The organism is Streptomyces sp. NPDC050732, assembly GCF_040654255.1.
Classification (GTDB): domain Bacteria; phylum Actinomycetota; class Actinomycetes; order Streptomycetales; family Streptomycetaceae; genus Streptomyces.
Genome location: NZ_JBFAHP010000041.1, coordinates 14016 through 35502, shown reverse-complemented (window position 1 = coordinate 35502; position 21487 = coordinate 14016). Strand labels below are relative to the sequence as shown.

23 protein-coding genes are annotated in these 21487 nt (G+C 71.7%); 14 read left to right on the top strand and 9 right to left on the bottom strand.

Going from position 1 to position 21487, the window contains the following annotated elements; all coding sequences use genetic code 11:
- Window positions 1-3 precede the first annotated feature (3 nt).
- The 8 genes from AB0H82_RS30525 (at window position 4) to AB0H82_RS30490 (ending at window position 6901) form a co-directional block, all read left to right on the top strand.
- The gene (locus tag AB0H82_RS30525) at window positions 4-381 is read left to right on the top strand and encodes a hypothetical protein (protein ID WP_362998415.1); all 378 of its coding nucleotides are present in this window, start codon (window positions 4-6) and stop codon (window positions 379-381) included.
- Between the two features lie 44 nt (window positions 382-425).
- Complete coding sequence (locus AB0H82_RS30520; RefSeq protein ID WP_362998413.1) at window positions 426-962, top strand: hypothetical protein; 537 nt, start codon at window positions 426-428, stop codon at window positions 960-962.
- A gap of 20 nt (window positions 963-982) precedes the next feature.
- Window positions 983-2149: a hypothetical protein gene (locus tag AB0H82_RS30515; protein ID WP_362998411.1), complete on the top strand. Its 1167-nt coding sequence runs from the start codon at window positions 983-985 to the stop codon at window positions 2147-2149.
- Between the two features lie 39 nt (window positions 2150-2188).
- Entirely contained in the window at window positions 2189-3124 is a 936-nt protein-coding gene (locus tag AB0H82_RS30510) for a phage tail protein (protein WP_362998409.1), read from the top strand.
- An 88-nt stretch (window positions 3125-3212) separates the two neighbouring features.
- On the top strand, window positions 3213-4247 hold the full coding sequence (locus AB0H82_RS30505) for a hypothetical protein (RefSeq protein ID WP_362998407.1): 1035 nt from the start codon (window positions 3213-3215) through the stop codon (window positions 4245-4247).
- A 3-nt stretch (window positions 4248-4250) separates the two neighbouring features.
- A complete protein-coding gene (locus AB0H82_RS30500; RefSeq protein ID WP_362998405.1) occupies window positions 4251-5360 on the top strand; it encodes a hypothetical protein in 1110 nt (369 codons plus the stop codon).
- Entirely contained in the window at window positions 5360-5527 is a 168-nt protein-coding gene (locus AB0H82_RS30495; RefSeq protein WP_362998403.1) for a hypothetical protein, read from the top strand. Before AB0H82_RS30500 ends, AB0H82_RS30495 begins: the two co-directional genes overlap by 1 nt.
- 207 nt (window positions 5528-5734) lie before the next feature.
- A complete protein-coding gene (locus tag AB0H82_RS30490) occupies window positions 5735-6901 on the top strand; it encodes an alkaline phosphatase PhoX (protein WP_362998401.1) in 1167 nt (388 codons plus the stop codon).
- 20 nt (window positions 6902-6921) lie between these two features.
- Here the strand turns inward: AB0H82_RS30490 and AB0H82_RS30485 are convergent, their stop codons facing one another.
- The 3 genes from AB0H82_RS30485 to AB0H82_RS30475 form a co-directional block, all read right to left on the bottom strand.
- Window positions 6922-7194: a DUF3253 domain-containing protein gene (locus tag AB0H82_RS30485; RefSeq protein WP_362998399.1), complete on the bottom strand. Its 273-nt coding sequence runs from the start codon at window positions 7192-7194 to the stop codon at window positions 6922-6924.
- A gap of 22 nt (window positions 7195-7216) precedes the next feature.
- The gene (gene gdhA, locus AB0H82_RS30480; protein ID WP_362998397.1) at window positions 7217-8593 is read right to left on the bottom strand and encodes an NADP-specific glutamate dehydrogenase; all 1377 of its coding nucleotides are present in this window, start codon (window positions 8591-8593) and stop codon (window positions 7217-7219) included.
- 161 nt (window positions 8594-8754) lie between these two features.
- A complete protein-coding gene (locus AB0H82_RS30475) occupies window positions 8755-9705 on the bottom strand; it encodes a dihydrodipicolinate synthase family protein (protein WP_362998395.1) in 951 nt (316 codons plus the stop codon).
- Between the two features lie 70 nt (window positions 9706-9775).
- Between AB0H82_RS30475 and AB0H82_RS30470 the strand changes: the two genes are divergently transcribed.
- Together AB0H82_RS30470 and AB0H82_RS30465 are read left to right on the top strand one after the other, a co-directional pair.
- Window positions 9776-10741: a LysR family transcriptional regulator gene (locus AB0H82_RS30470; RefSeq protein ID WP_362998393.1), complete on the top strand. Its 966-nt coding sequence runs from the start codon at window positions 9776-9778 to the stop codon at window positions 10739-10741.
- 91 nt (window positions 10742-10832) lie between these two features.
- Window positions 10833-11255, top strand: a complete 423-nt coding sequence (locus tag AB0H82_RS30465; RefSeq protein WP_362998391.1) for a DUF6003 family protein — start codon at window positions 10833-10835, stop codon at window positions 11253-11255.
- 29 nt (window positions 11256-11284) lie between these two features.
- Here AB0H82_RS30465 and AB0H82_RS30460 read toward each other — a convergent pair whose 3' ends face one another.
- Window positions 11285-11950 (bottom strand): DUF1345 domain-containing protein, encoded by a 666-nt coding sequence (locus tag AB0H82_RS30460; RefSeq protein ID WP_362998389.1) that lies wholly within the window; start codon window positions 11948-11950, stop codon window positions 11285-11287.
- A gap of 186 nt (window positions 11951-12136) precedes the next feature.
- Here AB0H82_RS30460 and AB0H82_RS30455 point away from each other — a divergent pair, with 186 nt between their 5' ends.
- Both AB0H82_RS30455 and AB0H82_RS30450 read left to right on the top strand, forming a co-directional pair.
- Window positions 12137-12325 carry an antitoxin gene (locus AB0H82_RS30455; protein ID WP_362998387.1) on the top strand — a complete coding sequence of 63 codons (189 nt, stop codon included), beginning with the start codon at window positions 12137-12139 and terminating at the stop codon, window positions 12323-12325.
- A gap of 274 nt (window positions 12326-12599) precedes the next feature.
- Entirely contained in the window at window positions 12600-13127 is a 528-nt protein-coding gene (locus tag AB0H82_RS30450; protein WP_362998385.1) for a GtrA family protein, read from the top strand.
- Between the two features lie 80 nt (window positions 13128-13207).
- On the opposite strand, the gene AB0H82_RS30445 is transcribed toward AB0H82_RS30450, so the two are convergent.
- The 4 genes from AB0H82_RS30445 to AB0H82_RS30430 form a co-directional block, all read right to left on the bottom strand.
- Window positions 13208-13525, bottom strand: coding sequence for an acyl carrier protein (locus AB0H82_RS30445; protein WP_362998383.1), 318 nt, complete (start codon window positions 13523-13525; stop codon window positions 13208-13210).
- A 34-nt stretch (window positions 13526-13559) separates the two neighbouring features.
- The gene (locus tag AB0H82_RS30440; protein ID WP_362998381.1) at window positions 13560-16031 is read right to left on the bottom strand and encodes a type I polyketide synthase; all 2472 of its coding nucleotides are present in this window, start codon (window positions 16029-16031) and stop codon (window positions 13560-13562) included.
- A 112-nt stretch (window positions 16032-16143) separates the two neighbouring features.
- Window positions 16144-17022 (bottom strand): alpha/beta fold hydrolase, encoded by an 879-nt coding sequence (locus tag AB0H82_RS30435; protein ID WP_362998379.1) that lies wholly within the window; start codon window positions 17020-17022, stop codon window positions 16144-16146.
- A 29-nt stretch (window positions 17023-17051) separates the two neighbouring features.
- Window positions 17052-17918, bottom strand: coding sequence for a methyltransferase domain-containing protein (locus AB0H82_RS30430; RefSeq protein WP_362998377.1), 867 nt, complete (start codon window positions 17916-17918; stop codon window positions 17052-17054).
- A gap of 215 nt (window positions 17919-18133) precedes the next feature.
- Between AB0H82_RS30430 and AB0H82_RS30425 the strand changes: the two genes are divergently transcribed.
- Window positions 18134-19669, top strand: coding sequence for a DHA2 family efflux MFS transporter permease subunit (locus tag AB0H82_RS30425; protein WP_362998375.1), 1536 nt, complete (start codon window positions 18134-18136; stop codon window positions 19667-19669).
- 13 nt (window positions 19670-19682) lie between these two features.
- Complete coding sequence (locus AB0H82_RS30420; protein WP_362998373.1) at window positions 19683-20258, top strand: TetR family transcriptional regulator; 576 nt, start codon at window positions 19683-19685, stop codon at window positions 20256-20258.
- A gap of 245 nt (window positions 20259-20503) precedes the next feature.
- On the opposite strand, the gene AB0H82_RS30415 is transcribed toward AB0H82_RS30420, so the two are convergent.
- Complete coding sequence (locus AB0H82_RS30415) at window positions 20504-21301, bottom strand: alpha/beta fold hydrolase (RefSeq protein WP_362998371.1); 798 nt, start codon at window positions 21299-21301, stop codon at window positions 20504-20506.
- Window positions 21302-21487: the final 186 nt, after the last annotated feature.

Sequence of the window (21487 nt, the reverse complement as noted above, 5' to 3'; positions counted from 1 at the left end):
CTCGTGGAGGAGCACGCCGAGGCGCTGGAGGCGGATCTGCTGCGCCACTACGGCGTCGACCTGCTCGGCTGGTACCGCGGTGAGCTGTCGTCGCGGCGGCTCGCCGTGCTCGTCCGGCACCTGCCGCGGGACAGTGCGTTCCGGCTCGCGCACGAGGGTGAGGGGGCGCAGTGGTCACTGACCGACCACCTGCTCGCCGCCGTGGTCGACCACCTGGCCATCGCCAACTGGATGTTCGCCTCGGTCAACCGGGACGAGGACGAGCCGGCGCCGGAGGCGCCGCAGCCGGTGCCCCGGCCGGGCGCGGGCGACGCCGTGCCCGACGGTATGGCTGCGGCCGACGCTCCCGGGGCCGCCGAACTGGCCCGCTTCTTCGGATGACGTGACCCGAGTGACGTGACCCGAGCGCCGCGAGAGGAGGAGACGTGACCTCGCACCAGGACAGGCAGCCCGACGGTGGCGGCGCCGTTCCGGCCACCAAGAAGGACTTCGAGGAACGGGTCAAGGCGCTGATCAAGGCCGCCAAGGAGGAGCAGGTCAAGCGCATTGGACCGCTTGAGGTGGAGACTGCCCGGCACAAGGAGGCGCTGGCCGGAGTCAATACAGAAGTCAACCTTCTCAAAGGGGAGATGACGTTCATGGCGGGCTCGTTCAAGGGGCTGGAGAGCAACGTCCGCGTGTGGGGCAAGGACTTCAACATCATCGGAGACTTCCTGGCCAGGCGCCGCGGGGAAGACCCCGCACAGTTGCGCGGGGACATCCGGAGTCTGCAGACCCGCGTCCAACGCGCGCAGACGACGGCGGACCACGCGCTCCAGCGCCAGCGGGACGCTGCCCAACGCGGCGCCCAGGGCAGCCGCTCCGGTCACCGAACCGCCGACGTACAGAACCTCACACAGGCCTCGCAGGCCATCGACCGCCTGGAAAGGCGCATCAACCGCCTTGTCAGCGAACTGGGCTGACGGCCCACTGGAGGTCTGCCATGTCACTCGTACAAGCCCTCAACCGCTCCGCCTCCGGATTCCGTGGTCTGCGGACGAGTGCGGGGCAGGCAGAGTCCGGGGTCGGCAAGGTGCGGGCGGCCGTGCAGCAGGCGGACCGGGCCGTCAGCCGGATCAAGGGCGGGCTCGACCGTACGTCGAGTTCCCTCCGTGGGGTCAAGACGCAGGCGGACGCCGCCGCCCGCAGCGTCCGGCAGGCCGACCGGGCCATGGACGGGGCCGGGAAGTCGGCCACGCGCGGCGGCGGGCTCATGGGGCGGATGAAGTCGGGACTCCAGGGGGTCACCACCGCGCAGCGCGGTCTGAACACCGCCATGAAGGCGAACGTCTTCGGCGCGATCATGGCGCTGCTGCTCCCGCTGATCACCAAGCTCATCGACATGGCGATGCAGTCCAAGACCGTGCAGCGCATCGTGCGGACGGCGTTCCGGGTCATCGGGCAGGTGATCGGCACGACGATGCGGGCGGCACGGCAGGTCGTGCAGGCCACCTGGAACGCCATCAAGGTCGCCTTCCAGGTCGTCCTGAGGGTGATCTGGACGGTCGTGAAGACGTACTTCACGATCTACAAGACCATCATCACGACCGTGATCCGCGCGGTCCTCGCGGTGATCAGACCGGCGCTGAACTTCCTCCGCGAACGCGTTCCGGCCGCCTTCCGTGCCGTACGCGACGGCCTGCACCGGGCCTGGAGCGGCCTGGCGAACTTCACGAAAGGCGTCTTCAACAGCGTGCTCGGCGCTGTGAAGGGGCCCATCAACGCGGTGATCGGCCTGGTCAACTCGGCGATCAGGGCGCTCAACAAGGTGAAGGTGTCCATCCCGGGCTGGGTGCCGGGCGTCGGTGGCAAGACCTTCGGCGTCAGTCTTCCGACCATCCCGACCCTCGCCCAGGGCGGCATCGTGCTGCCGCGCACCGGTGGCACGCTCGCCCTGCTCGGCGAGGCGGGGCAGGCCGAGGCCGTGCTGCCGTTGAACAGGCTGGAGGCGCTGCTCGCGCGGGGGCCCCGGCCGGGTGGGGGACCGGTGCGTGCGCTGGGGCCGCAGCAGCGCGGCGGTGTGGTGATCGAGAACTACTACGAGGCGCGCGGCGGCAGCGCCCGGCAGACCGCCGAGGACCTGATGTTTTTGATGAAGGCCAGGGGCTGAAGCCGTGATGCAGACCGGGGGTGGCGTGGTGGTGAGCGGATGAAGGCCAGGACAGCGGGGACAGCGGGGGCGCGGTACGGATCCGGCGCGCCCGGGGCGCTGATCGACACGGACGGGCAGGTGCAGTGGGCGGATCTCCTGATCGGTCCCGGCACCCCCTACTGGGTAGCGGCCGAGGGCCTCACCGGCTGGGAGGAACTGCCGGGCCTTGAGTCGTCCGACGCGAACCGCCCGGCAGGGCACGGCGGCTGGCCGGGCACGCAGTGGGCCCAGCCCCGCACCGTCACCGCTCAGCTGTGGCTCGCCCCGGACCCGGACGGCGGCCCCGAAGCGGCCCTGGCCGCCCTGCGTACGCTGCGCTCCGCCACCGGGATACGGGACGAGGAGGAGTGGCTCGCGGTGCGGCTGTACGGCGAGACGCTGGCCGTGAAGGCGCGCGTCACCCAGCGCGTCGTGCCCACGGACCGGCAGTTCCTCGCCGGCCGCCTGGCCAAGGTGACGCTCCAGTGGAAGGCCATGGACCCACGGCGGTACGAGAGCGTCGCGCGCCGGGTCGAGATCGGTCTGCCGCGCCGGGAGCCGGGCCTGACCTGGCCGCTGACGTGGCCCTTGAACTGGGGCACCCCGGGGTCCGTCGGCGAGGCGACGGTGGAGAACACGGGCAGCGCCCCCGCCCACCCGCTGATCACCTTCACCGGGCCGTGCGTCGGCCCGCGCCTGGCCAACCACGACAGCGGCACCTGGCTGGAGTACGACCTGCCCCTGCTGCTCGGCGACGTGCTGGAGGTCGACACCGCCGAAGGCTCCGTGCTGTTCAACGGGACGGCCTCGCGCCGCCACACCGCGGTCGTCGGCAGCGTCCCCGAGGAGCTGTTCACCCTGGCCCCCGGCGCGTCCCGGCTGTCCTTCCGGGCCGAGTCCGGCGACGCGGAGCGGGCGTCGGCCACCGTCGCCTGGCGGTCGGCCGAGTGGTGAGGCCGCACCGCGCGGTCCGGCCCGTGTCCGAGCGCGCGACGGCACCCACCCCCGACAACCGGCAGTCCCGGCGACTTTGGAGAGTTCCATGACGACACGTTCCGCATGGCATCTGCCCACCGGACAGACCCGGGAGGACACCCGGCTCGCCATGAGCCTCGGGATGGCGTCCTCCGGCCCGCTGACCGCCCGCGGCGGCTGCGCCGTGGGCGGTCTCCAGCTGACCGGCAGCGCGGCCAGCAGCATGCAGGCCCGGCTCTCGCCCGGCCGGCTGTGGGTGCCCGGCGGCTCCGCGGCGGCCCAGGGCGGCTACCCGGTCACCGTGGACGCCGACACGCAGGTCACCTTCGCCGACGGTCATGCCACCCTGCCGCGCATCGACGCGCTCGTGGTGCGGGTGTACGACGCGGACTACGACGCCTCGGGGCGCTACGAGGCCGTTCTGGAGATCGTCCAGGGCACCCCCGCGAGCGCGCCGGTGCCGCCCGCGCTGCCGAAGAGCGCCGAGCTGCTGTACGAGGTGTCGGTCGCTGCGGGCGCTTCGGCGACGCGCGGCATCACCTGGGCGACGGCGGTCGCCGACCGGCGCCGCTACACCGCCGCGCTCGGCGGCATCCTGCCCGCCGGCGGCGGACACGGCTCCCAGGGCGGCTACGCGGGGCAGTACCGGGACGCGGGCGGGCGTCTGGAGCGCTGGGACGGCAGCCAGTGGCAGCAGTACATCCCCGATGCCATGCTCAAACGCAGCTCGGTCCTGGGGCACACCGCTTCCACCACGTACACCGAGGCCCTCACCGACGCGGGCCCGCTCACCGCCGAATTCATCGCGCCGTCGTCGACCTGGGTGCACATATCGGTCGGGGCGCGCATCGCGGGTGACGGCGGAGGCGGCGGCTTCTTCTCGGTGAACGTCCGGCCGAAGGCGGGCGGGGCACCCCTCGTCACCGCGTCCGACGACGTGGCCGCCGTCTACACCGGGGCGGGCTCGGCCTCCGTGTTCACCAACTTCCCGCTGGGGCGCCTCACCCCGGGCGTCGGGTACATCGCGACCGCCGCCCACAAGGCCGGGTCCCCCAAGACCTGGTACGACAGCCGCTTCATCCGCATCGACCCGGTCGCCTAACCCGTGGACAGCCCCTACCTCGCGTACTTCACCGACCTGCGCACAGGCACCCCCATCGACGTCCTCCCCCTGCAGGGCCTGGAGTTCGACGACTACATCGGCAAGCCGGGATCGCTCAGCGCCACCCTGCCGGTGCCCAACCGGCGGATGGCGCGGCGGGTCAGGGAGATTCTGGAGGGCCGTACCGCCGTCTACCTCGAACGCGGCGACCAGGTGTGCTGGGGCGGCATCGTCTGGACGCTCACCCCGGCCATGGACGAGCAGGGCACGGTCACCGTCGCGCTCCAGGCCGCCACCTTCGACTCGTACGCGGCACACCGCCGCATCCGGCGGAACCTCACGTACACCGATACCGACGATCTCACCATCGTGCGCGGTCTCTGGGAGCACATCCAGAGCATGCCGGGCGGCGACATCGGCGTCGGCTTCGCCCCCGCGCCGGCGGGCACACCGCGCACGGTGACGTACCTCGACGGCGACGAGACGCCGGTGGAGGAGGCGATCGCGCAACTGGCGTCGATGGAACCGGGGTTCGAGTACCTGGTGAGCGTGTACCGCGACCCGGCGACCGGTCAGCGCGCCAAGCGGCTGCTGTTCGGCGTCCCGCGCATCCACGTCGGCGAGGGCACCACGGTCCTGGACCTGCCGGGCGACATCCTCACGTACTCCTTCCCGCGCGACGCCACCCGCGGCGGCACCACCGCCCGTGCCCGCGGGGGCACCCCCGAAGGCGCGGACCGCCCCGTCATCTCCGACGAACACGTGGCGCACGCGCTGATCGGCGCCGGATTCCCGCGCCTGGACACCACGTCCGACCACAGCAACGTCACCGCCAAAGCCACCCTCGACTCCCTGGCCCGCACCGAACTCGCCGCGCTCGGCGGCCCGGTCGTGATCCCCGCCGTCCGTGTCCGCCTCGACGCGGACACCACGCCGTCGCTCCTCGGAACGACCGTGCGGCTGCGCATCCATGACGTGTGGTTCAGCGAGGGCCTCGACGCGACGTACCGCGTCATCGGGGTCAAGGTCACCGCCCCCGAGCGGGGCCGCGCCGAAACGGCGGAACTCTACCTCGAAGGCGTCGCGGGCGCCGAAGGCATGGAGGGCAGCTGATGCCGAATCTTCCCGAGGACATCCTGGACCGCATCAAGAACTTGGAACGGCAGGTGCGGCAGCTGACCACCTACGTCAACACGCGTGCGGCGGCGGCTCCCGCGAGGTCGGCGGAGGGCGCCGCCGACGAGCCGCGTGAAGAGGGCGGGCCACCTCCCTCCCCGTGAACACCACGCGTCACTCGGGTCACAAAGGTTCCCGCCCCGTTCATTCGGTGCCGGAGCGGTGACCTCCGTGCCGCGATCGCGTACTCCTTCGCCGCGAAATGTTGGCTCACTCGTCCCTGCCCCTGCGCGGTCAGGACCCCTACGGTCCCTGTGACCAGTCGGCGACGCCCGTCAACTCATCGTTCGTCTCTCGGTGTAGGAGTATCTGTGGACCGTCGCAACTTCCTGCGTGGTGCGGTGTTCGGCACCTCGGCCGCTGTCTTCGGCGGCACCCTCATGCACGGCGCCGCCTACGCGGCCCCGGCCCAGAACGGCACCAGCCCCTACGGTGGTCTGCTGGCCGCCGACGCCAACGGCATCATGCTGCCGGCCGGCTTCACCAGCCGCGTCATAGCCCGCTCGGGCCGGACGGTCTCCGGCACCTCGTACACCTGGCACGGCGCCCCCGACGGCGGCGCCTGCTTCGCCGACGGCACGGGCTGGATCTACGTCTCCAACTCGGAGCTCGCCACCGGGGGCGGGGCGAGCGCCGTCAAGTTCAACTCCTCCGGTTCCGTCACGGGTGCCTACCGGGTCCTCTCCAACACCCGCAACAACTGCGCCGGCGGGGCCACCCCGTGGAACACCTGGCTGTCGTGCGAGGAAGTCAGCCGCGGATACGTCTACGAGACCGACCCGTGGGGCGCCAAGGCCGCCGTCCGCCGCACCGCGATGGGCCAGTTCAAGCACGAGGCCGCCGCCGCCGACCCGGTGCGCAAGGTGATCTACATGACCGAGGACGAGTCGGACGGCTGCTTCTACCGGTTCACCCCGGCCACCTGGGGCGACCTCTCCTCCGGGACCCTCCAGGTGCTCGTCGCGGGGACCGGCGCCACCGGCTCCTTCACCTGGGCGAACGTGCCCGACCCGGACGGCTCGCCCACCTACACCCGCGACCAGGTCTCCGGCGCCAAGATCTTCAACGGCGGCGAGGGCTGCCACTACGCCTCCGACACCGTCTGGTTCACCACCAAGGGCGACAACCGTGTTTGGCGGCTCAACCTGCGCGACAGCACCTACGAACTCGCCTACGACGACAGTCTCGTCACCAACGGCACCCCGCCCCTGACCGGTGTCGACAACGTCACCGGCAGCTCCTCGGGAGACCTGTTCGTCGCCGAGGACGGCGGCAACATGGAGATCTGCGTCATCACGCCCGCCGAAGTCGTGGCCCCCTTCCTGCGCGTCAACGGCCAGTCCGGCTCCGAGATCACCGGCCCGGCCTTCTCGCCCGACGGGAAGCGGCTGTACTTCTCCAGCCAGCGCGGTACGTCCGGCAGCTCGTCCGGCGGCATCACCTACGAGGTCACAGGACCCTTCCGCACCACCGCCTGAGCACACCCCCGGCGGGACGGTCAGCGGACGCGGCGGATCCGGATCGGGCCGCGGGCATCCGCCGGGTCCACGGGGCGGCCCCCCTGGGTGATCTCCACCTCGCCGGCCGTGACCAGCCGGCGGGCGGCGCGGCGCGCCGGTTCCATCAGGGCGCGCCAGCCGTCGTCGTCCCCTCCGTACACCGCCCGTGCGGCGTCGGAGGGGCAGATCGTCGAGGACGGGCTGCGACGATCGAGCAGTTCCAGGATGGCCCGTTCCAGGCGCCGGTCCGTCCGCCGTTCGTTGTCCGTCACATCCGCCAGTGTCGCACCGCGGTCAGATGACGCCCTGGGCGGACATCGCGTCCGCCACCCGCTCGAAGCCGGCGATGTTCGCGCCCGTCACGTAGTCCCCGGGGGCGCCGTAGCGCTCGGCGGTCTCGTGGCACGTGCGGTGGATGTTGTTCATGATGCGCGTCAGTTCCTCTTCGACGCGCTCCGCCGACCACGACGTGCGGGCGTGGTTCTGCGCCATCTCCAGCGCGCTGACCGCGACGCCGCCCGCGTTGGCCGCCTTGCCGGGCCCGAAGGAGACGCCCGCCTGCCGGAAGAGGCGTACGGCCTCGGGGGTCGTCGGCATGTTGGCGCCCTCCGAGACCGCCTTCACGCCGCCCCGGATCAGCGCGGTGGCGTCGTCGGCGTCCAGCTCGTTCTGCGTGGCGGACGGCAGCGCGATGTCGGCGGGCACCTCCCAGACACGTCGGCCCGGCACGAAGCGGGCCGAGGCGCCGCGGCGCTGGGCGTAGGTGTCCACGCGGGCGCGTTCGACCTCCTTGACCTGCTTGAGGAGGTCGAGGTCGATGCCCTTCTCGTCGACCACGTAGCCGGAGGAGTCCGAGCACGTCACGGCGTTGGCGCCCAGGGCGGCCAGCTTCTGGATGGTGTGGATGGCGACGTTCCCGGAGCCGGAGACGACGGCGGTGCGGCCTTCGATGGACTCTCCGCGTTCGCGCAGCATCGCCGCCGTGAAGAGGACGTTGCCGTAGCCGGTCGCCTCCGGGCGGATCAGGGAGCCGCCCCAGTTGCTGCCCTTGCCGGTGAGGACGCCCGCCTCCCAGCGGTTGGTGATGCGCCGGTACTGCCCGAACAGGTAGCCGATCTCCCGGCCGCCGACGCCGATGTCACCCGCGGGTACGTCCGTGTGCTCGCCGATGTGCCGGTACAGCTCCGTCATGAACGACTGGCAGAAACGCATGACTTCGGCGTCGCTGCGGCCGCGCGGGTCGAAGTCGCTGCCGCCCTTGCCGCCGCCGATGCCGAGGCCCGTCAGCGCGTTCTTGAAGATCTGCTCGAAGCCCAGGAACTTGATGACGCCGAGGTTCACCGACGGGTGGAAGCGCAGACCGCCCTTGTACGGGCCGAGGGCGCTGTTGAACTCCACGCGGAAGCCGCGGTTGACCCGCACGTGACCGTGGTCGTCCTGCCACGGCACCCGGAAGATGATCTGTCGCTCCGGTTCGCACAGTCGCTCGATCAGGCCGGCTTCGGCGTACTCGGGGCGGGCCGCGATGACCGGCGCCAGTGTTTCGAGGACCTCGCGGGCGGCCTGGTGGAACTCCGGCTGGGCCGGGTTGCGGTGTTCGATCTCGGTGAGCAGCTGGGAGAGCGCCGTCTTCTGCGAGAGCGCTGTCTTCGTGTCGGGTCGCGTGGTCAAAGGAGCCCTTTCTGGCACGGCCGGCGTCGGCGCTCGGCGCCGCTGCCGTGCGCAGGAAGACGCCTGGGCCGCAAGTATCACGCGCATGTAAACACGGCGACCAGCCCCCGGGTCCAGCCGGTGACCACCATGCGAGACCCGGCCCTGGTGGGCCACCGGTCCTACGAGCGGACCCGGTGCTGCTCCCGACTCACGGCCAGGGGTGCCGCCCGGCGGACCGAATCGGCGGACGCGGCCAGCAGCGGCAGGCGAACGGCGGGGCTCGGGATGCGGTTCTGGGCGTGCAGCACTCCCTTGATCACCGTCGGGTTCGGTTCGGTGAAGAGAGCGGCGGACAGCCGGGCCAGCTCGGCTCCCAGAGCGCGGGCGGGTGCGGCGGAGCCGCGCCGCCACAGCGCGATCATCTCGGCGTAGTCGGCGGTACGCAGATTGGCCGACGCGACGATTCCACCGTGGGCGCCCGCCGCGACGAGCGGCGAGAGGACGATGTCGTCACCGCCGAGCACGGCGAAACCGGGCAGGGGCGCGTCGAGCAACTCCATGGTGGTCGGGTCGATCGAGCCGGTCGCGTGCTTGATGCCGACGACCTCCGGCAGGCGGCCGAGCGCGGTGATCGTGCCGGCGCCGAGCGGCTGCGCGCTGCGGTAGGGGATGTCGTACACGATCAGAGGGAGGCCGCCGTGCTCGGCGAGGGCGGCGAAGTGCGCCAGGGTCCCCGCTTCGCCGGGGCGGATGTAGGGCGGCGCGGGAACCAGCGCGGCGGCGACATCGCCCTCGGACGCCAGCTCCCGCAGTGCCGTGATGGCGGCGGCGGTGTCGTTGGTGCCCACCCCGACGACGAGCGGCGCACCGTGCGCCCGGCAGGCGGCGGAGCAGACGCGGACCACCGTCTCTCTCTCCTCGGCGGTCAGCGTGGCGGCTTCGGCGGTCGTACCGAGGGCGACGAGCCCGGCGGCGCCGGCCGACAGGGCCTCGTCGGCGAGTCGGGCCAGCGCCTCGGGGGCCAGGCGCAGATCGTCGGTGAACGGGGTCACCAGGGGGACGTACAGGCCGTTGAAGAACGGTTCGAGGCCGGCTTCGGGGTTCGACACAGGGTTCGCTTCGGCGTTCATGCTCCTACCCTGGCCCACCGGACTCGGTAGATCCATTTCAGATTCCTGCCGTCACACCTAAGCTGAACTTATGCTCGATGTCCGTCGCCTCCATCTGCTCCGCGAACTCGACCGGCGGGGCACCATCGCCGCCGTGGCCGAAGCGCTGACCTTCACCGCGTCCGCCGTCTCCCAGCAGCTCGGCGTGCTGGAGAGGGAGGCGGGCGTGCCCCTCCTGGAGCGCAGCGGCAGACGCGTGATCCTCACCCCCGCGGGCCGCTCCCTCGTCGTGCACGCCGACGCGGTGCTGAACCGTCTCGAACAGGCGGTCGCCGAGCTGGCGGGCGCCCGGGACGGCATCGGCGGGCCGCTGCGCATCGGGACGTTCCCTTCCGGCGGCCACACCATCGTTCCCGGCGCGCTGGCCGAACTGGCGCTGCGGCACCCCGCGTTGGAGCCGATGGTGCGGGAGATCGACTCCGCGCGCGTCTCCGACGGCCTGCGGGCCGGCGAGCTGGACGTGGCCCTCGTCCACGACTACGACTTCGTACCCGCGACCCCGGACACGACCGTGGACGAGGTGCCCCTGCTCGAAGAGCCGATGTACCTCGTCACCCCTGCGGAGGGCGGGGCAGCGACCGCCGCCCCAGGCCCAGGCTCCGGCACCGGTCCCGGGAGCACGCTGGCGGCGCTGCTCGGGCCCTGCGCCGAGGTTCCGTGGATCACCGCACGGGAGGGTACGACCGGTCACGCGATGGCCGTACGCGCCTGCCAGGCCGCCGGGTTCCAGCCCAGGATCCGCCACCAGGTCAACGACTTCCGCACCGTGCTCGCTCTGGTGGCCGCCGGGCAAGGGGCCGGGTTCGTGCCGCGGATGGCCGCCGTGCCGAGCCCCGCGGGCGTGGTGCTCACGAGACTGCCGCTGTTCCGTCGCTCGAAGGTCGCGTTCCGCGCGGGCGGCGGCGCGCATCCGGCGATCGCCGCTTTCGTGGCCGCGGCGACGACGGCGGTCGATCACATGGAGGGTTCACACGGACCGGGCGGCAGCTCCGAGTGAACCGGCCGACCGCGGGCATGTGTTCGCCTGGGCCGCACCATCCGTGGCCTCCAGATGCCCAGACGTCCGAACGAGAAGGCGATTTCCCGCGATGGCCGATGACGCATACCTGTTCCTCCTCCCCGACCGGCACCCCCGACTGGGCGCGGCCCTCGCTGCCGTCGGCGCCTTGGAATGCACGGAAACCCCTGCGGTGCACGCCTGGTTGCAGGCCCACGAGGCCTCCCCGGCATCGGAACAGGTCAGGATCCTGCCCGCCGAGGCCGAGACGCTCATCCCGAAGGACGCCGAGCGGCTGCCGGTGCCGCTGAGCGAGGAGGAGGCGCTCAAGGTCCACCAGGAGTGCGCGCCCCAGGCCGTCACGGACATGGAGAGCGAACTGCTCGAATTCCGGGAGACGACCCAGGACCGGCAGGCCCTCGTGCACCGGGCCCTGACCGCGGGGATTCCCGCGGAGCGCATCGCCCGGCTGACCGGCCTCGACCCGGAGGAGATCGGCCGCCTGTCCGCCTGAACGGCTCGGGCTGATCCCCAAGACACGCCCTAGCGGCCGCCCAGTGCGGATACCAGGATCGCGACCGTGACGGTGTTGAAGACGAAGGCGATGACCGTGTTCGCCGCCACGGTCCGGCGCATGGCCCGTGAGGTCACATCGACGTCGGTGGTGCCGAACGTCGTCATCGCGGCCAGGGCGAAATAGACGTAGTCGGCCCAGGCGGGGGCCTGTTCTCCGGGGAAGTCGAGCGCCCGCTCGTTCTCCACGAGGTTGTCGGCCTGGAAGGTGACGGCGAAGGCCACGACCACGCAGATCCAGGCGACGACGACCAGGGCGAGCGCCACCAGCGTGCGGGGGACGGCGGAGAAGGTGGTGCTGAGGTGGCCGGGAAGCCACAGCACCGCCACGACCAGCGCGGCGGCCGCGATGAAGAGCGACCCTCCGGGCCCGGGCGCGGTTCCGAGGACATAGCGCTGCAGGAACGTGCCGCGAGCTTCGCGCCGCGCCCAGGAGCGGACCTCCTCCGGCCCGGCGCTCAGGAAGGCGGTCAAGGTGAGGGCGAGGTAGGGAAGCAGGTAGGCGAAGAAGACCAGTACGCCGACATCCGCTGCCGAGATGAGCGCCACGGCGTCGACGGGCAGGACCACTGCCGCGCACGCCGCGATGACCAGGCTCACGGCCGAGCGGCGCCGTTCGGAAAGCCAGCGGTGCACGGACGAGCCTCCTCCCTGGTCGGTCGTCGGGTGACGGAGTACCCCGGTGTCGTGGCCATGGTGACGGCGCGCATCCCGGTCGGCAGGTCGTGGCGGCCGGTCGGGTCAAGCGCGGTTGCGGATGCGGATGCCGCGCTGGGCCCTGACCCTGGATGGGGGGAGAAACGCAGAGAGGCAGGTGCGCCCATGACGGTCATGGACAAGCTCAAGCAGATGCTCAAGGGACACGAGGACAAGGCCGGCCAGGGAATCGACAAGGCGGGCGACTTCGTCGACGAGAAGACGCAGGGCAAGTACAGCAGTCAGGTCGACACGGCCCAGGACAAGCTCAGGGGCCAGTTCGGCTCGGACGGGCAAAACCCGCCGCAGAGTTAGGCAAGGTCAGGGCGGAAGCGGTCCGGCCGACCGCTGACGCGGATGCCGCAGACGTCGGCCCCGCACCCCTCCGTGTGACGCGGAGGATGTGCGGGGCCGACGTCTGTGCCATGCGTGTGCCATGCGTCCCCGCAGTCCCGGGACACCTTGGCGCAAAAAATGGCACCACGTGGTGCCATTCGTGTGCCATGATGGCGTCATCGTTAGCGCGCTGCCCCCGCCTCGCGGGCAGGAGGGTGCGTTTCGCGGAGCCGGCCGTCAGAGGGGTTGCATCATGGGGACAGCACAGAGCCAGGAGCAGGCCGCCGCACCCGGTGCCTGCGCCGCCTTCGTCCGCTTCGTGCTGTGCGGTGGCGGGGTGGGCCTCGCCTCCAGCTTCGCCGTGGTGGCCCTCGCCTCCCGGATCCCCTGGGCGCTGGCGAACGCCCTGGTCACCGTGGTCTCCACCCTCGTCGCCACCGAGCTCCACGCCCGCTTCACCTTCGGTGCGGGCGGGCGCGCGACCTGGCGGCAGCACGCGCAGTCGGCGGGGTCCGCGGCGGCCGCGTACGCGGTGACCTGCGTGGCGATGTTCGTCCTGCAGCAGCTGGTGGCGGCACCCGGCGCGGTGCTTGAGCAGGTCGTGTACCTGTCGGCATCCGCACTCGCCGGTGTCGCGCGGTTCGCGGTGCTGCGTCTCGTCGTCTTCGCCCGGAACCGTTCGCAGCCCGCCGCGGCCACCGTACGCACCGCGCGTCCCGTGCACGCGACCGTGGCCCGCGCGGCCTCGGCCGACCCCGCGGCGCTCTGCCCCGCCGCCTGACTTCGTGCCCGCGTGTTTGTGCCCCCGGGGCTCCGTGCGTCCGGGGGCGGGGTGGGCGTCGTGCCCGGGTGGTCCAGGGGTCACGCGGTGGTGTGGGCCAGCTCCTGGCCGAGGTGGCGGGCGAGCTGCGCGGGGGTGGGGTTCTCGACGATGGCGACCATCGCGATCTCCATGCCGGTCAGCGTCATCAGCGTCTTGGTGAGCTCAAGGGCGGTGAGGGAGTTGAGGCCGTTCTCAAGGAAGTTGCTGTCGTCGCCGAGGGTGGTGTTGAGGAGGGTGCCGGCCTGGGTGCGGATGGTGTCGGTCAGGAGCTTCTCGCGCTCCTCGGGGGTGGCCGCGGCGAGCTGCTTCTCCAGCTCGGTGGCGTCCTGGCCGGGGGTGTTGTCGGTGCTGGTCATGGTTGCTCCTGTGTGAGTGAGGTGTTGGCGGGGGTCACACCGCGGCGTGCGCGGTGTGGTCGTGCAGCCAGTAACGCTTGGCCTGGAAGGAGTACGTCGGGAGGTCGATGGTCCGGGGGCGGTCCGTGCGCTGGACGAGAGGGGTCCAGTCGACGGTGCCGCCCGTGGTGTGCAGCCGGGCGAGAGCGGTCAACAGGGCGCGTACGGCCGTGGTTTGCGATGTCTCCGTGGTGAGCGCGCCCAGGTGGAGAAGCGTGTGGGTCTCGGGGGTGAGGGGTGCGGCGGGGGCCGGCGAGGTGAGGTGGTGGTGCCAGTAGTCGGCGGAGGTGAGGGGGGTGTCGGCCGGGGCGGTGCTGGTGAGCGTGAGCGTGGGGCGTTGGAACGTCAGCTGCTTCAGCACGGGCTCGTAGGCGTCGGGCGAGGCCGGTTGCGCACTGTGGATGGCGTGGGCGGCGGCCAGGCGGCACGCGTCGTCGAGGGTGAGGACTCCCGCGGCGTACGCGGCGGCGATGTGGCCCACACCGTCGCCGGTGAGGCTGTGGGGGCGTACCCCGCTGTCGAGGAGCAGGCGCGCGAGCGCGGTGTGGACCGCGAAGCGCGAGAGCTCGGCGTGGACGGGGGAAGCGGGGAGGGGAGCCGGCAGGCGGGGGTCCAGGTGGGTGTCGAGGAGTGCGCGTGCTTCGTCGAAGGCGGTCGCGAAGAGCGGGAACGCCGAGCGGAACCCGGCACCTCCGAAAGCCGCGCCGGGCACGGCTCCGGGCGCCGTCCCCGTCGTATCCCCGTCGGCCGGGTGGCCGCCGAAGTGCCAGGCGATCTTCTTCGGGTCGGCCCCGGGCACGCTCCGGACCAGGTCGGGGTGGTCCTCTCCGGCGGCCAGCGCGCGGGCGGCGGCGAGCAGGTCGGCGTGGTCGGTGCCGGTGAGGACGGCGCGGTGTTCCAGGGGGCTGCGGGTGGCGGCGAGGGAGTGGGCGACCTCGGCGGGGGAGGGCGTGGGGTCGGCGGCCGCCAGGTGGGTGACGAGGGCCTTCGCCTGTGCCCGCAGGGCCTCGGGTGTACGGGCCGACAGGGGCCAGGCCACCGGGAGTTCGGGTGCCGGGACGGCCGTCAGGGTCCCGGCGAGGGCATCGTCCGGCTTCGGGGGCTCTTCCACCGGCGGCTCTTCGAGGATGAGGTGCGCGTTGGTGCCGGACGTGGCGAAGGCGGAGATGCCGACCCGGCGGGGCTCCTCGCGGCGGGGCCAGTCGACCGCCTCGGTGAGCAGCCGTACCGCGCCCTTCTTCCAGGCGGCGAGGGGCGTCGGACGGTCGACGTGGAGGGTCGGCGGCAGGGTGTCGTGCCGGAACGCCTGGACCATCTTGATGAGCGCGGCCGTACCGGCGGCCCCCTGCGTGTGTCCCGTGTTGGACTTGACGGAGCCGAGCCACAGGGGCCGGTCGGGGGAGCGGTCGGCGCCGTAGGTGGCGAGGAGGGCCTGGACCTCGATGGCGTCGCCGATGGGGGTGCCCGTCCCGTGTGCCTCGACGGCGTCGATCTGGTCCGGGGTGAGCCGGGCGTCGGCGAGTGCGGCGCGGATCACGTGCTGCTGGGAGGGGCCGTTGGGTGCGGCGAGGCCGTAGCCGGCGCCGTCCTGGTTCACCGCGGAGCCGCGGATGACGGCGAGGACCGGGTGGCCGTTCTTCCTGGCGTCGCCGAGCCGCTCCAGCAGGACGAGGCCGACGCCCTCGCCGAGGCCCATGCCGTCGGCCGCGGCGGCGAACGGTTTGCAACGGCCGTCCTGCGCGAGCGACTTCTGGTGGGCGAAGGCGTGGAAGGTGTGCGGCGTCGACATGACGGTGCCGCCGCCGGCGAGGGCGAGCCCGCACTCCCCGCGGCGCAGCGCCTGGCAGGCCAGGTGGAGGGCGACCAGGGAGGACGAGCACGCCGTGTCCACGCTGATGGCGGGGCCTTCGAGGCCGAGGGCGTAGGCGATGCGGCCGGAGACGAGGCTGCCGGACGTGCCGCCGCCCAGATAGGGCAGCAGTTCGTCGGGCGCGGTCTCCAGACGCGTCGCGTAGTCGTGCCCGGTGGCGCCGACGTAGACGCCGGTCAGTGTGGAGCGCAGGGTGTGCGGGGCGATGTGGCCGCGTTCGACGGTCTCCCACGCGAGGTGGAGCATGAGGCGCTGGAGGGGTTCGGTGGCCACGGCCTCGGTGTCGCCGATGTCGAAGAAGCCCGCGTCGAAGCCGGCCGCGTCGTCCAGGAAGCCGCCGAGCTCCGCGTACGGGCGTTCCTCGGGGAGCTCCCAGGCGCGGTCGTCGGGGAAACCGGTGACGGCGTCGCGGCCCTCGGACACCAGATCCCACAGGTCGTCCGGGGTGCGGGTCTTACCGGGCAGCCGGCAGGCCATGGAGACGACGGCGATCGGCTCGTGCTGTGCGGCCTTCAGTTCGCGCAGCTCTTGCTGGGCCTGGTGGAGCTCGGCGGTCGTCCACTTGAGGTATTCGACGAGCTTCTCTTCGTTCGCCACGGGAATGGTCAGCCTTCCTGTTCTCGCGCGTGAAGCCTCAGGTGGGACGAGGTCGGGGCAAGGTGGGCAGGCAGGAGCCGCACGCTGTCGGTGCCAGGGTCGCCGCGGCTGCTTAAGCGGGTCTAACTCCCGCCTTGCCGCCGGTCCTCGCCTCGCACGAACGGGCAAGGAGCAGGAGGTCGGCGGCGATCTCGTCGGGTGCGCCGGCGTGCAGATCGTGGTCGGAGCCCGGGTACCAGCGCACGCTCACCTGGTCCAGGGCCGCCTCGGCGGCGGCCACCCAGGCCCGCACCTGGTCGGACAGCTGGGGGATGGCGGGGATGAGGGGCAGCAGCCGCACGGGCACGGTGATCCTGGGGTACCAGTCGGCGGGCGCCTCCCGCTGCAGGCCCGCGACGATCGACATGACCTGCGTCGAGCTCAGGCGGGGGATGAGCAGGCCGTCCGGCCCGACGCGGTAGTCCGCCAGGCGTGCCTCGATGGACGTGGGCGACCAGTCGGGGTGCGTGGCCCGCAGATAGGCGCGCATGTCGGCGGCGCTGGTGGTGCCCTGCTGGGCGCGCCGGACCACGTCGGCCGTGCGCTCCCAGAAGGCGCGCATCACCGGTCCGTCGAACTCGTACCAGCCGCCGTCGATCAGGGCGAGACCGGACACCAGGTCCGGGTGTTCGGCCGCCAGGCGCAGCGCGAGGTGCGCGCCCCAGGAGTGCCCGGCGACCAGCGCGCCGGGCAGGTCGAGGGCGGTGACGGCCGCCACCAGGTCCGTGACGACCGTCGCGTTGTCGTACCCGTCGGGCGGGGCGTCCGACTCGCCGTGGCCGCGGTGGTCGACGGCGTACACCGGGTGTCCGGCGGCGGCGAGACGGGCGGCGACCTCGTCCCACATCCGGGCGTTCGAGAGCATGCCGTGCAGCAGCAGGAACGGACGGCCCGTGGCTCCCGGCCCGTCCGCGGGCCGGTGCCTGACATTGAGGGAGACGGTCTGCGACACGGGAACGCGGAGGTTCTTCACAGAGGGCCCTAGGGGCGCTGCGCGGTCGCGAAGATGTAGCCGAGTTCGGGCATCTTGCCGAGGGCCGCCTGGTTGTGCAGGAACAGCTCGTATCCCTCTACGCCGATGATGTCGACGTACTCGTCCCGGTGGGCGCGGATCCACTCGACGTAGCCGTCGTAGGTCTTGGCGGTCTCGCGGGTGATGTCGGTCAGTTCGAGGACCGTCCAGCCGGCGGCGCGGAAGATGTCGGGGTAGTCCCCGATGTCGGTGAGCGCGGCGTAGATCGTGGTGTCGCTGACAGTGGCGGTGCGGGGCCGGCTGGGGTCGGGGTTGAGGTAGACCATGTCGGCGATCGGCATCCGTGCGCCGGGCTTCACGACGCGGTGGGCCTCGGTGAGGACCTGCTGCTTGTCCGGCATGTGGAGCATGGATTCCAGGGCCCAGCAGTGGTCGAAGGAGCCGTCGTCGAACGGCAGGTTCATGGCGTCGACCTGCTCGAAGCGGACGCGGTCGGCGAGGCCGGCCTCGCGCGCCCGGCGGTTGCCGCGCTCGACCTGGCGGGCGCTGACGGAGATGCCGACCACCTCGATGTCGCGGGCGCGGGCCAGCTGCATGGCCGGGGTGCCGTTGCCGCAGCCGATGTCGAGGACGCGGTCGCCGGGGGCGGGGTCGAGGCGGCGGATCATCTCGTCGGTCATCTGGACCATGGCCTCGTCGAACGTGGCCTGCTGCTCGCCGCCGTCGAACCAGTAGCCGTAGTGCAGGTTGCCGTCTCCGAGCTGAGTCATCAGGTCGAAGACCTTGTGGTCGTAGTAGTGGCCGATGTCGCTGGGCTCGGGGGCGACGGTCTTGTTCACCGTCGGGGGCTTCTTGGTCGTCGCGTTCTTCGTCACGGCTTCAGCGTCATGGCGCGGCGGCGGGCGCCACAACCCCACCCCCGCCCCTCAAAAGCCCCTACGGGCGCGCCTGGACCGCCCCTAGGGGGAGCCCGCAGCCAGCGGCACGGGACCGTCTTGACGCGTTCCATACGGAACGGGTGGTACCCCTCCGAAAAAAATGAGAGTACGCTCCCACTAGATATTGAGCTCTCTTTAGGAGGTCGACTCCCGTGTCTGCTGATCTGGGTGCGCGGCGGTGGTGGGCCGTCGGGGCTCTCGTACTCGCCTCGATGGTCGTGGGCTTCGATGTGACGATCCTGAGCCTGGCCTTGCCGGCCATGGCCGACGACCTCGGCGCGAACAACGTCGAGCTGCAGTGGTTCGTGACGTCGTACACGCTGGTGTTCGCGGCCGGAATGATCCCGGCCGGCATGCTCGGCGACCGGTTCGGACGCAAGAAGGTCCTGCTCACCGCCCTGGTGATCTTCGGCATCGCCTCGCTGGCCTGTGCGTACGCAACGACGTCCGGCGCCTTCATCGGCGCGCGTGCCGTGCTCGGCCTCGGCGCCGCGCTGATCATGCCGACGACGCTGTCGCTGCTGCCGGTCATGTTCTCCGACGAGGAGCGGCCGAAGGCCATCGGAGCGGTGGCCGGTGCGGCGATGCTCGCCTATCCGCTCGGCCCGATCCTCGGCGGCTACCTGCTCAACCACTTCTGGTGGGGCTCCGTCTTCCTCATCAACGTGCCGGTGGTGATCCTCGCCTTCATGGCGGTGTCCGCCTGGCTGCCCGAGTCCAAGGCCAAGGAGGCCAAGCCGTTCGACATCGGCGGCCTGGTGTTCTCCAGCGTCGGTCTGGCCGCGCTGACGTACGGCGTGATCCAGGGCGGCGAGAAGGGCTGGACGGACGTCACCACGCTGGTGCCGTGCATCGGCGGTGTGCTCGCCCTCGTACTGTTCGTGATGTGGGAGAAGCGGGTGGCGGACCCGCTGGTCGACCTCTCGCTGTTCCGCTCGGCCCGGTTCACCTCGGGCACCATGCTCGGCACCGTCATCAACTTCACGATGTTCGGCGTGCTCTTCACGATGCCGCAGTACTACCAGGCAGTCCTCGGCACCGACGCGATGGGCAGCGGCTTCCGGCTGCTCCCGATGGTCGGCGGTCTGCTCGTGGGTGTGACGGTCGCCAACAAGGTCGCCAAGGCCCTCGGCCCGAAGACCGCGGTCGGCATCGGCTTCGCCCTCCTCGCCGCCGCCCTGTTCTACGGCGCCACCACGGACGTCAGCAGCGGCACCGGCCTGGCGGCCGCCTGGACCGCGGCCTACGGCCTCGGCCTCGGCATCGCCCTGCCCACCGCCATGGACGCCGCCCTCGGCGCGCTCTCCGAGGACTCCGCCGGCGTCGGATCGGGCGTCAACCAGTCCATCCGTACCCTCGGCGGCAGCTTCGGCGCGGCCATCCTCGGCTCCATCCTCAACTCCGGGTACCGCGGCAAGCTCGACCTCGACGGAGTGCCCGAGCAGGCGCACGGCGCGGTGAAGGACTCCGTCTTCGGCGGCCTCGCGGTGGCCAGGGCGATCAAGTCCAACGGACTGGCCGACTCGGTGCGTTCCGCGTACGTCCACGCCCTGGACGTGGTGCTCGTGGTCTCCGGCGGCCTGGGGCTGCTCGGCGTGCTCCTGGCGGTGGTGTGGCTGCCCCGCCATGTTGGTCAGAGCACCGCCAAGACCGCAGAATCTGAGCATGAAGCCGCAGACGCAGTCTGACCAGGGCAAAACAGTGCCTGGACTGAGAGAACGCAAGAAGGCCCGTACGAAGGCCGCGATTCAGCGGGAGGCGGTGCGCTTGTTCAGGGAACAGGGCTACACCGCGACGACCATCGAGCAGATCGCCGAAGCCGCCGAGGTCGCTCCGAGCACCGTCTTCCGCTACTTCGCGACCAAGCAGGACCTGGTCTTCTCGCACGACTACGATCTGCCCTTCGCGATGATGGTCCAGGCCCAGTCGCCCGACCTGACGCCGATCCAGGCCGAACGGCAGGCCATCCGCTCGATGCTGCAGGACATCAGCGAGCAGGAACTGGCCCTGCAGCGCGAACGGTTCGTGCTCATTCTCTCGGAGCCGGAGCTCTGGGGCGCCAGCCTCGGCAACATCGGCCAGACCATGCAGGTCATGAGCGAACAGGTGGCCAAACGGGCGGGCCGCGACCCGCGGGACCCCGCGGTCCGCGCCTACACCGGAGCGGTGTTCGGAGTGATGCTCCAGGTCTCGATGGACTGGGCCAACGATCCGGACATGGACTTCGCGACCACGCTGGACGAGGCGCTCCGCTACCTGGAAGACCTGCGGCCCTGACCGCGGGGGCGGGCACCCGGCAACCGACGGAGCCCGCCGCACCAGACGTCGTACGCGGCGCCCCAGGCCGTCGCGTACGACCCCCGCGCCCCGGATTCCCCCGCGGGGCGCGGGGTCAACGGAAGAGAGACGACCGCACGCGGCCACTGTTCCCCCGGCTGCCGCGTCCGGTCCAACCTGGCGTGCTCCGGCTTCCCTCGACGGAGCACGCCAGGGGTCCGTCCGCCCCCTTTCGGTGGCTCCCGTCAGGCGCCCGGCCCCGCCGTGAGTGCCTCGGATATGACGGCCGCCACCCGCTCCTGGCAGCTGTCGAGGTAGAAGTGCCCGCCGGGCAGCACCCGCAGATCGAAGGCCGCGCCGGTCCGCTCCCGCCACGTGGCGGCCTGCTCCGGCGACGTCCGTTCGTCGGCGTCCCCGATCAGCGCGGTGATCGGACAGTCCAGACGGCCGGGGCCCGGCGCCTCGTACGAGGCCACGGCCCGGTAGTCGGCCCGCAGCGCGGGCAGGATCAGGTCCTGCAGCTCGGGACTGCGGAAGAACCGCTCGTCGGTGCCGCCCATCGCCCGCAGATGGGCCAGGATGTCCGCGTCCCCGATCGCCCCCGCACGTCCCGCGGGACGGTAGGGCCGCGCGAGCCCCCCGGAAGCGAACAGGTGCACCGGCAGACCGGGACCGGTGGCCGGCTCCCGCAGCCGCCGCGCCACCTCGAACGCCACGATGGCGCCCAGGCTGTGCCCGAACAGCGCGAACGGCTTCCCGTCGCACGGCAGGTGGCGCACGACGCCGTCGGCGAGCTCGGCCACCGACTCCAGGCACGGCTCCGCGTGCCGGTCCTGCCGCCCCGGATACTGCACGGCGAGCACCTCGACGCCGGGCGCGAGCAGGCCGGAGAGCCCGAAGTAGTAGCTGGCCGAACCGCCCGCGAACGGAAAGCAGACCAGCCGCACCGGCGCCCCGGCGGCATCGTGGTACCGCCGCAACCACACCCCGTTCCCCGTCGCCGCATCGAACCGTGGTGCCCGCGCCGCCGTGCCCCTGTCCATCGCTCTCCCTCTCCTCGCGTCGCTCCGCGGGCGCCGTCGTGCCCGCTGCCCCGACAGCCTCGATGCTGGCCGCGGCCCATAGCGCCCGGCTAAAGCGGCGGACGGCTAGCCGGGGTTTGGTTCGCCTTTAGACGGCCCGCCCACGATGAGCCCGGTACTCGTAGCGATCTCCGATTTCGGACCGGG

Bases quoted from the DNA above. Each gene is read 5' to 3' on its own strand.
- AB0H82_RS30510 (WP_362998409.1), top strand. From the start codon at position 2,189: ATGAAGGCCAGGACAGCGGGGACAGCGGGGGCGCGGTACGGATCCGGC.
- AB0H82_RS30415 (WP_362998371.1), bottom strand. From the start codon at position 21,301: ATGGACAGGGGCACGGCGGCGCGGGCACCACGGTTCGATGCGGCGACG.
- AB0H82_RS30470 (WP_362998393.1), top strand. From the start codon at position 9,776: ATGCTCGATGTCCGTCGCCTCCATCTGCTCCGCGAACTCGACCGGCGG.
- AB0H82_RS30475 (WP_362998395.1), bottom strand. From the start codon at position 9,705: ATGAACGCCGAAGCGAACCCTGTGTCGAACCCCGAAGCCGGCCTCGAA.
- AB0H82_RS30450 (WP_362998385.1), top strand. From the start codon at position 12,600: ATGGGGACAGCACAGAGCCAGGAGCAGGCCGCCGCACCCGGTGCCTGC.
- AB0H82_RS30495 (WP_362998403.1), top strand. From the start codon at position 5,360: ATGCCGAATCTTCCCGAGGACATCCTGGACCGCATCAAGAACTTGGAA.
- AB0H82_RS30465 (WP_362998391.1), top strand. From the start codon at position 10,833: ATGGCCGATGACGCATACCTGTTCCTCCTCCCCGACCGGCACCCCCGA.
- AB0H82_RS30455 (WP_362998387.1), top strand. From the start codon at position 12,137: ATGACGGTCATGGACAAGCTCAAGCAGATGCTCAAGGGACACGAGGAC.
- AB0H82_RS30515 (WP_362998411.1), top strand. From the start codon at position 983: ATGTCACTCGTACAAGCCCTCAACCGCTCCGCCTCCGGATTCCGTGGT.
- AB0H82_RS30505 (WP_362998407.1), top strand. From the start codon at position 3,213: ATGACGACACGTTCCGCATGGCATCTGCCCACCGGACAGACCCGGGAG.
- AB0H82_RS30445 (WP_362998383.1), bottom strand. From the start codon at position 13,525: ATGACCAGCACCGACAACACCCCCGGCCAGGACGCCACCGAGCTGGAG.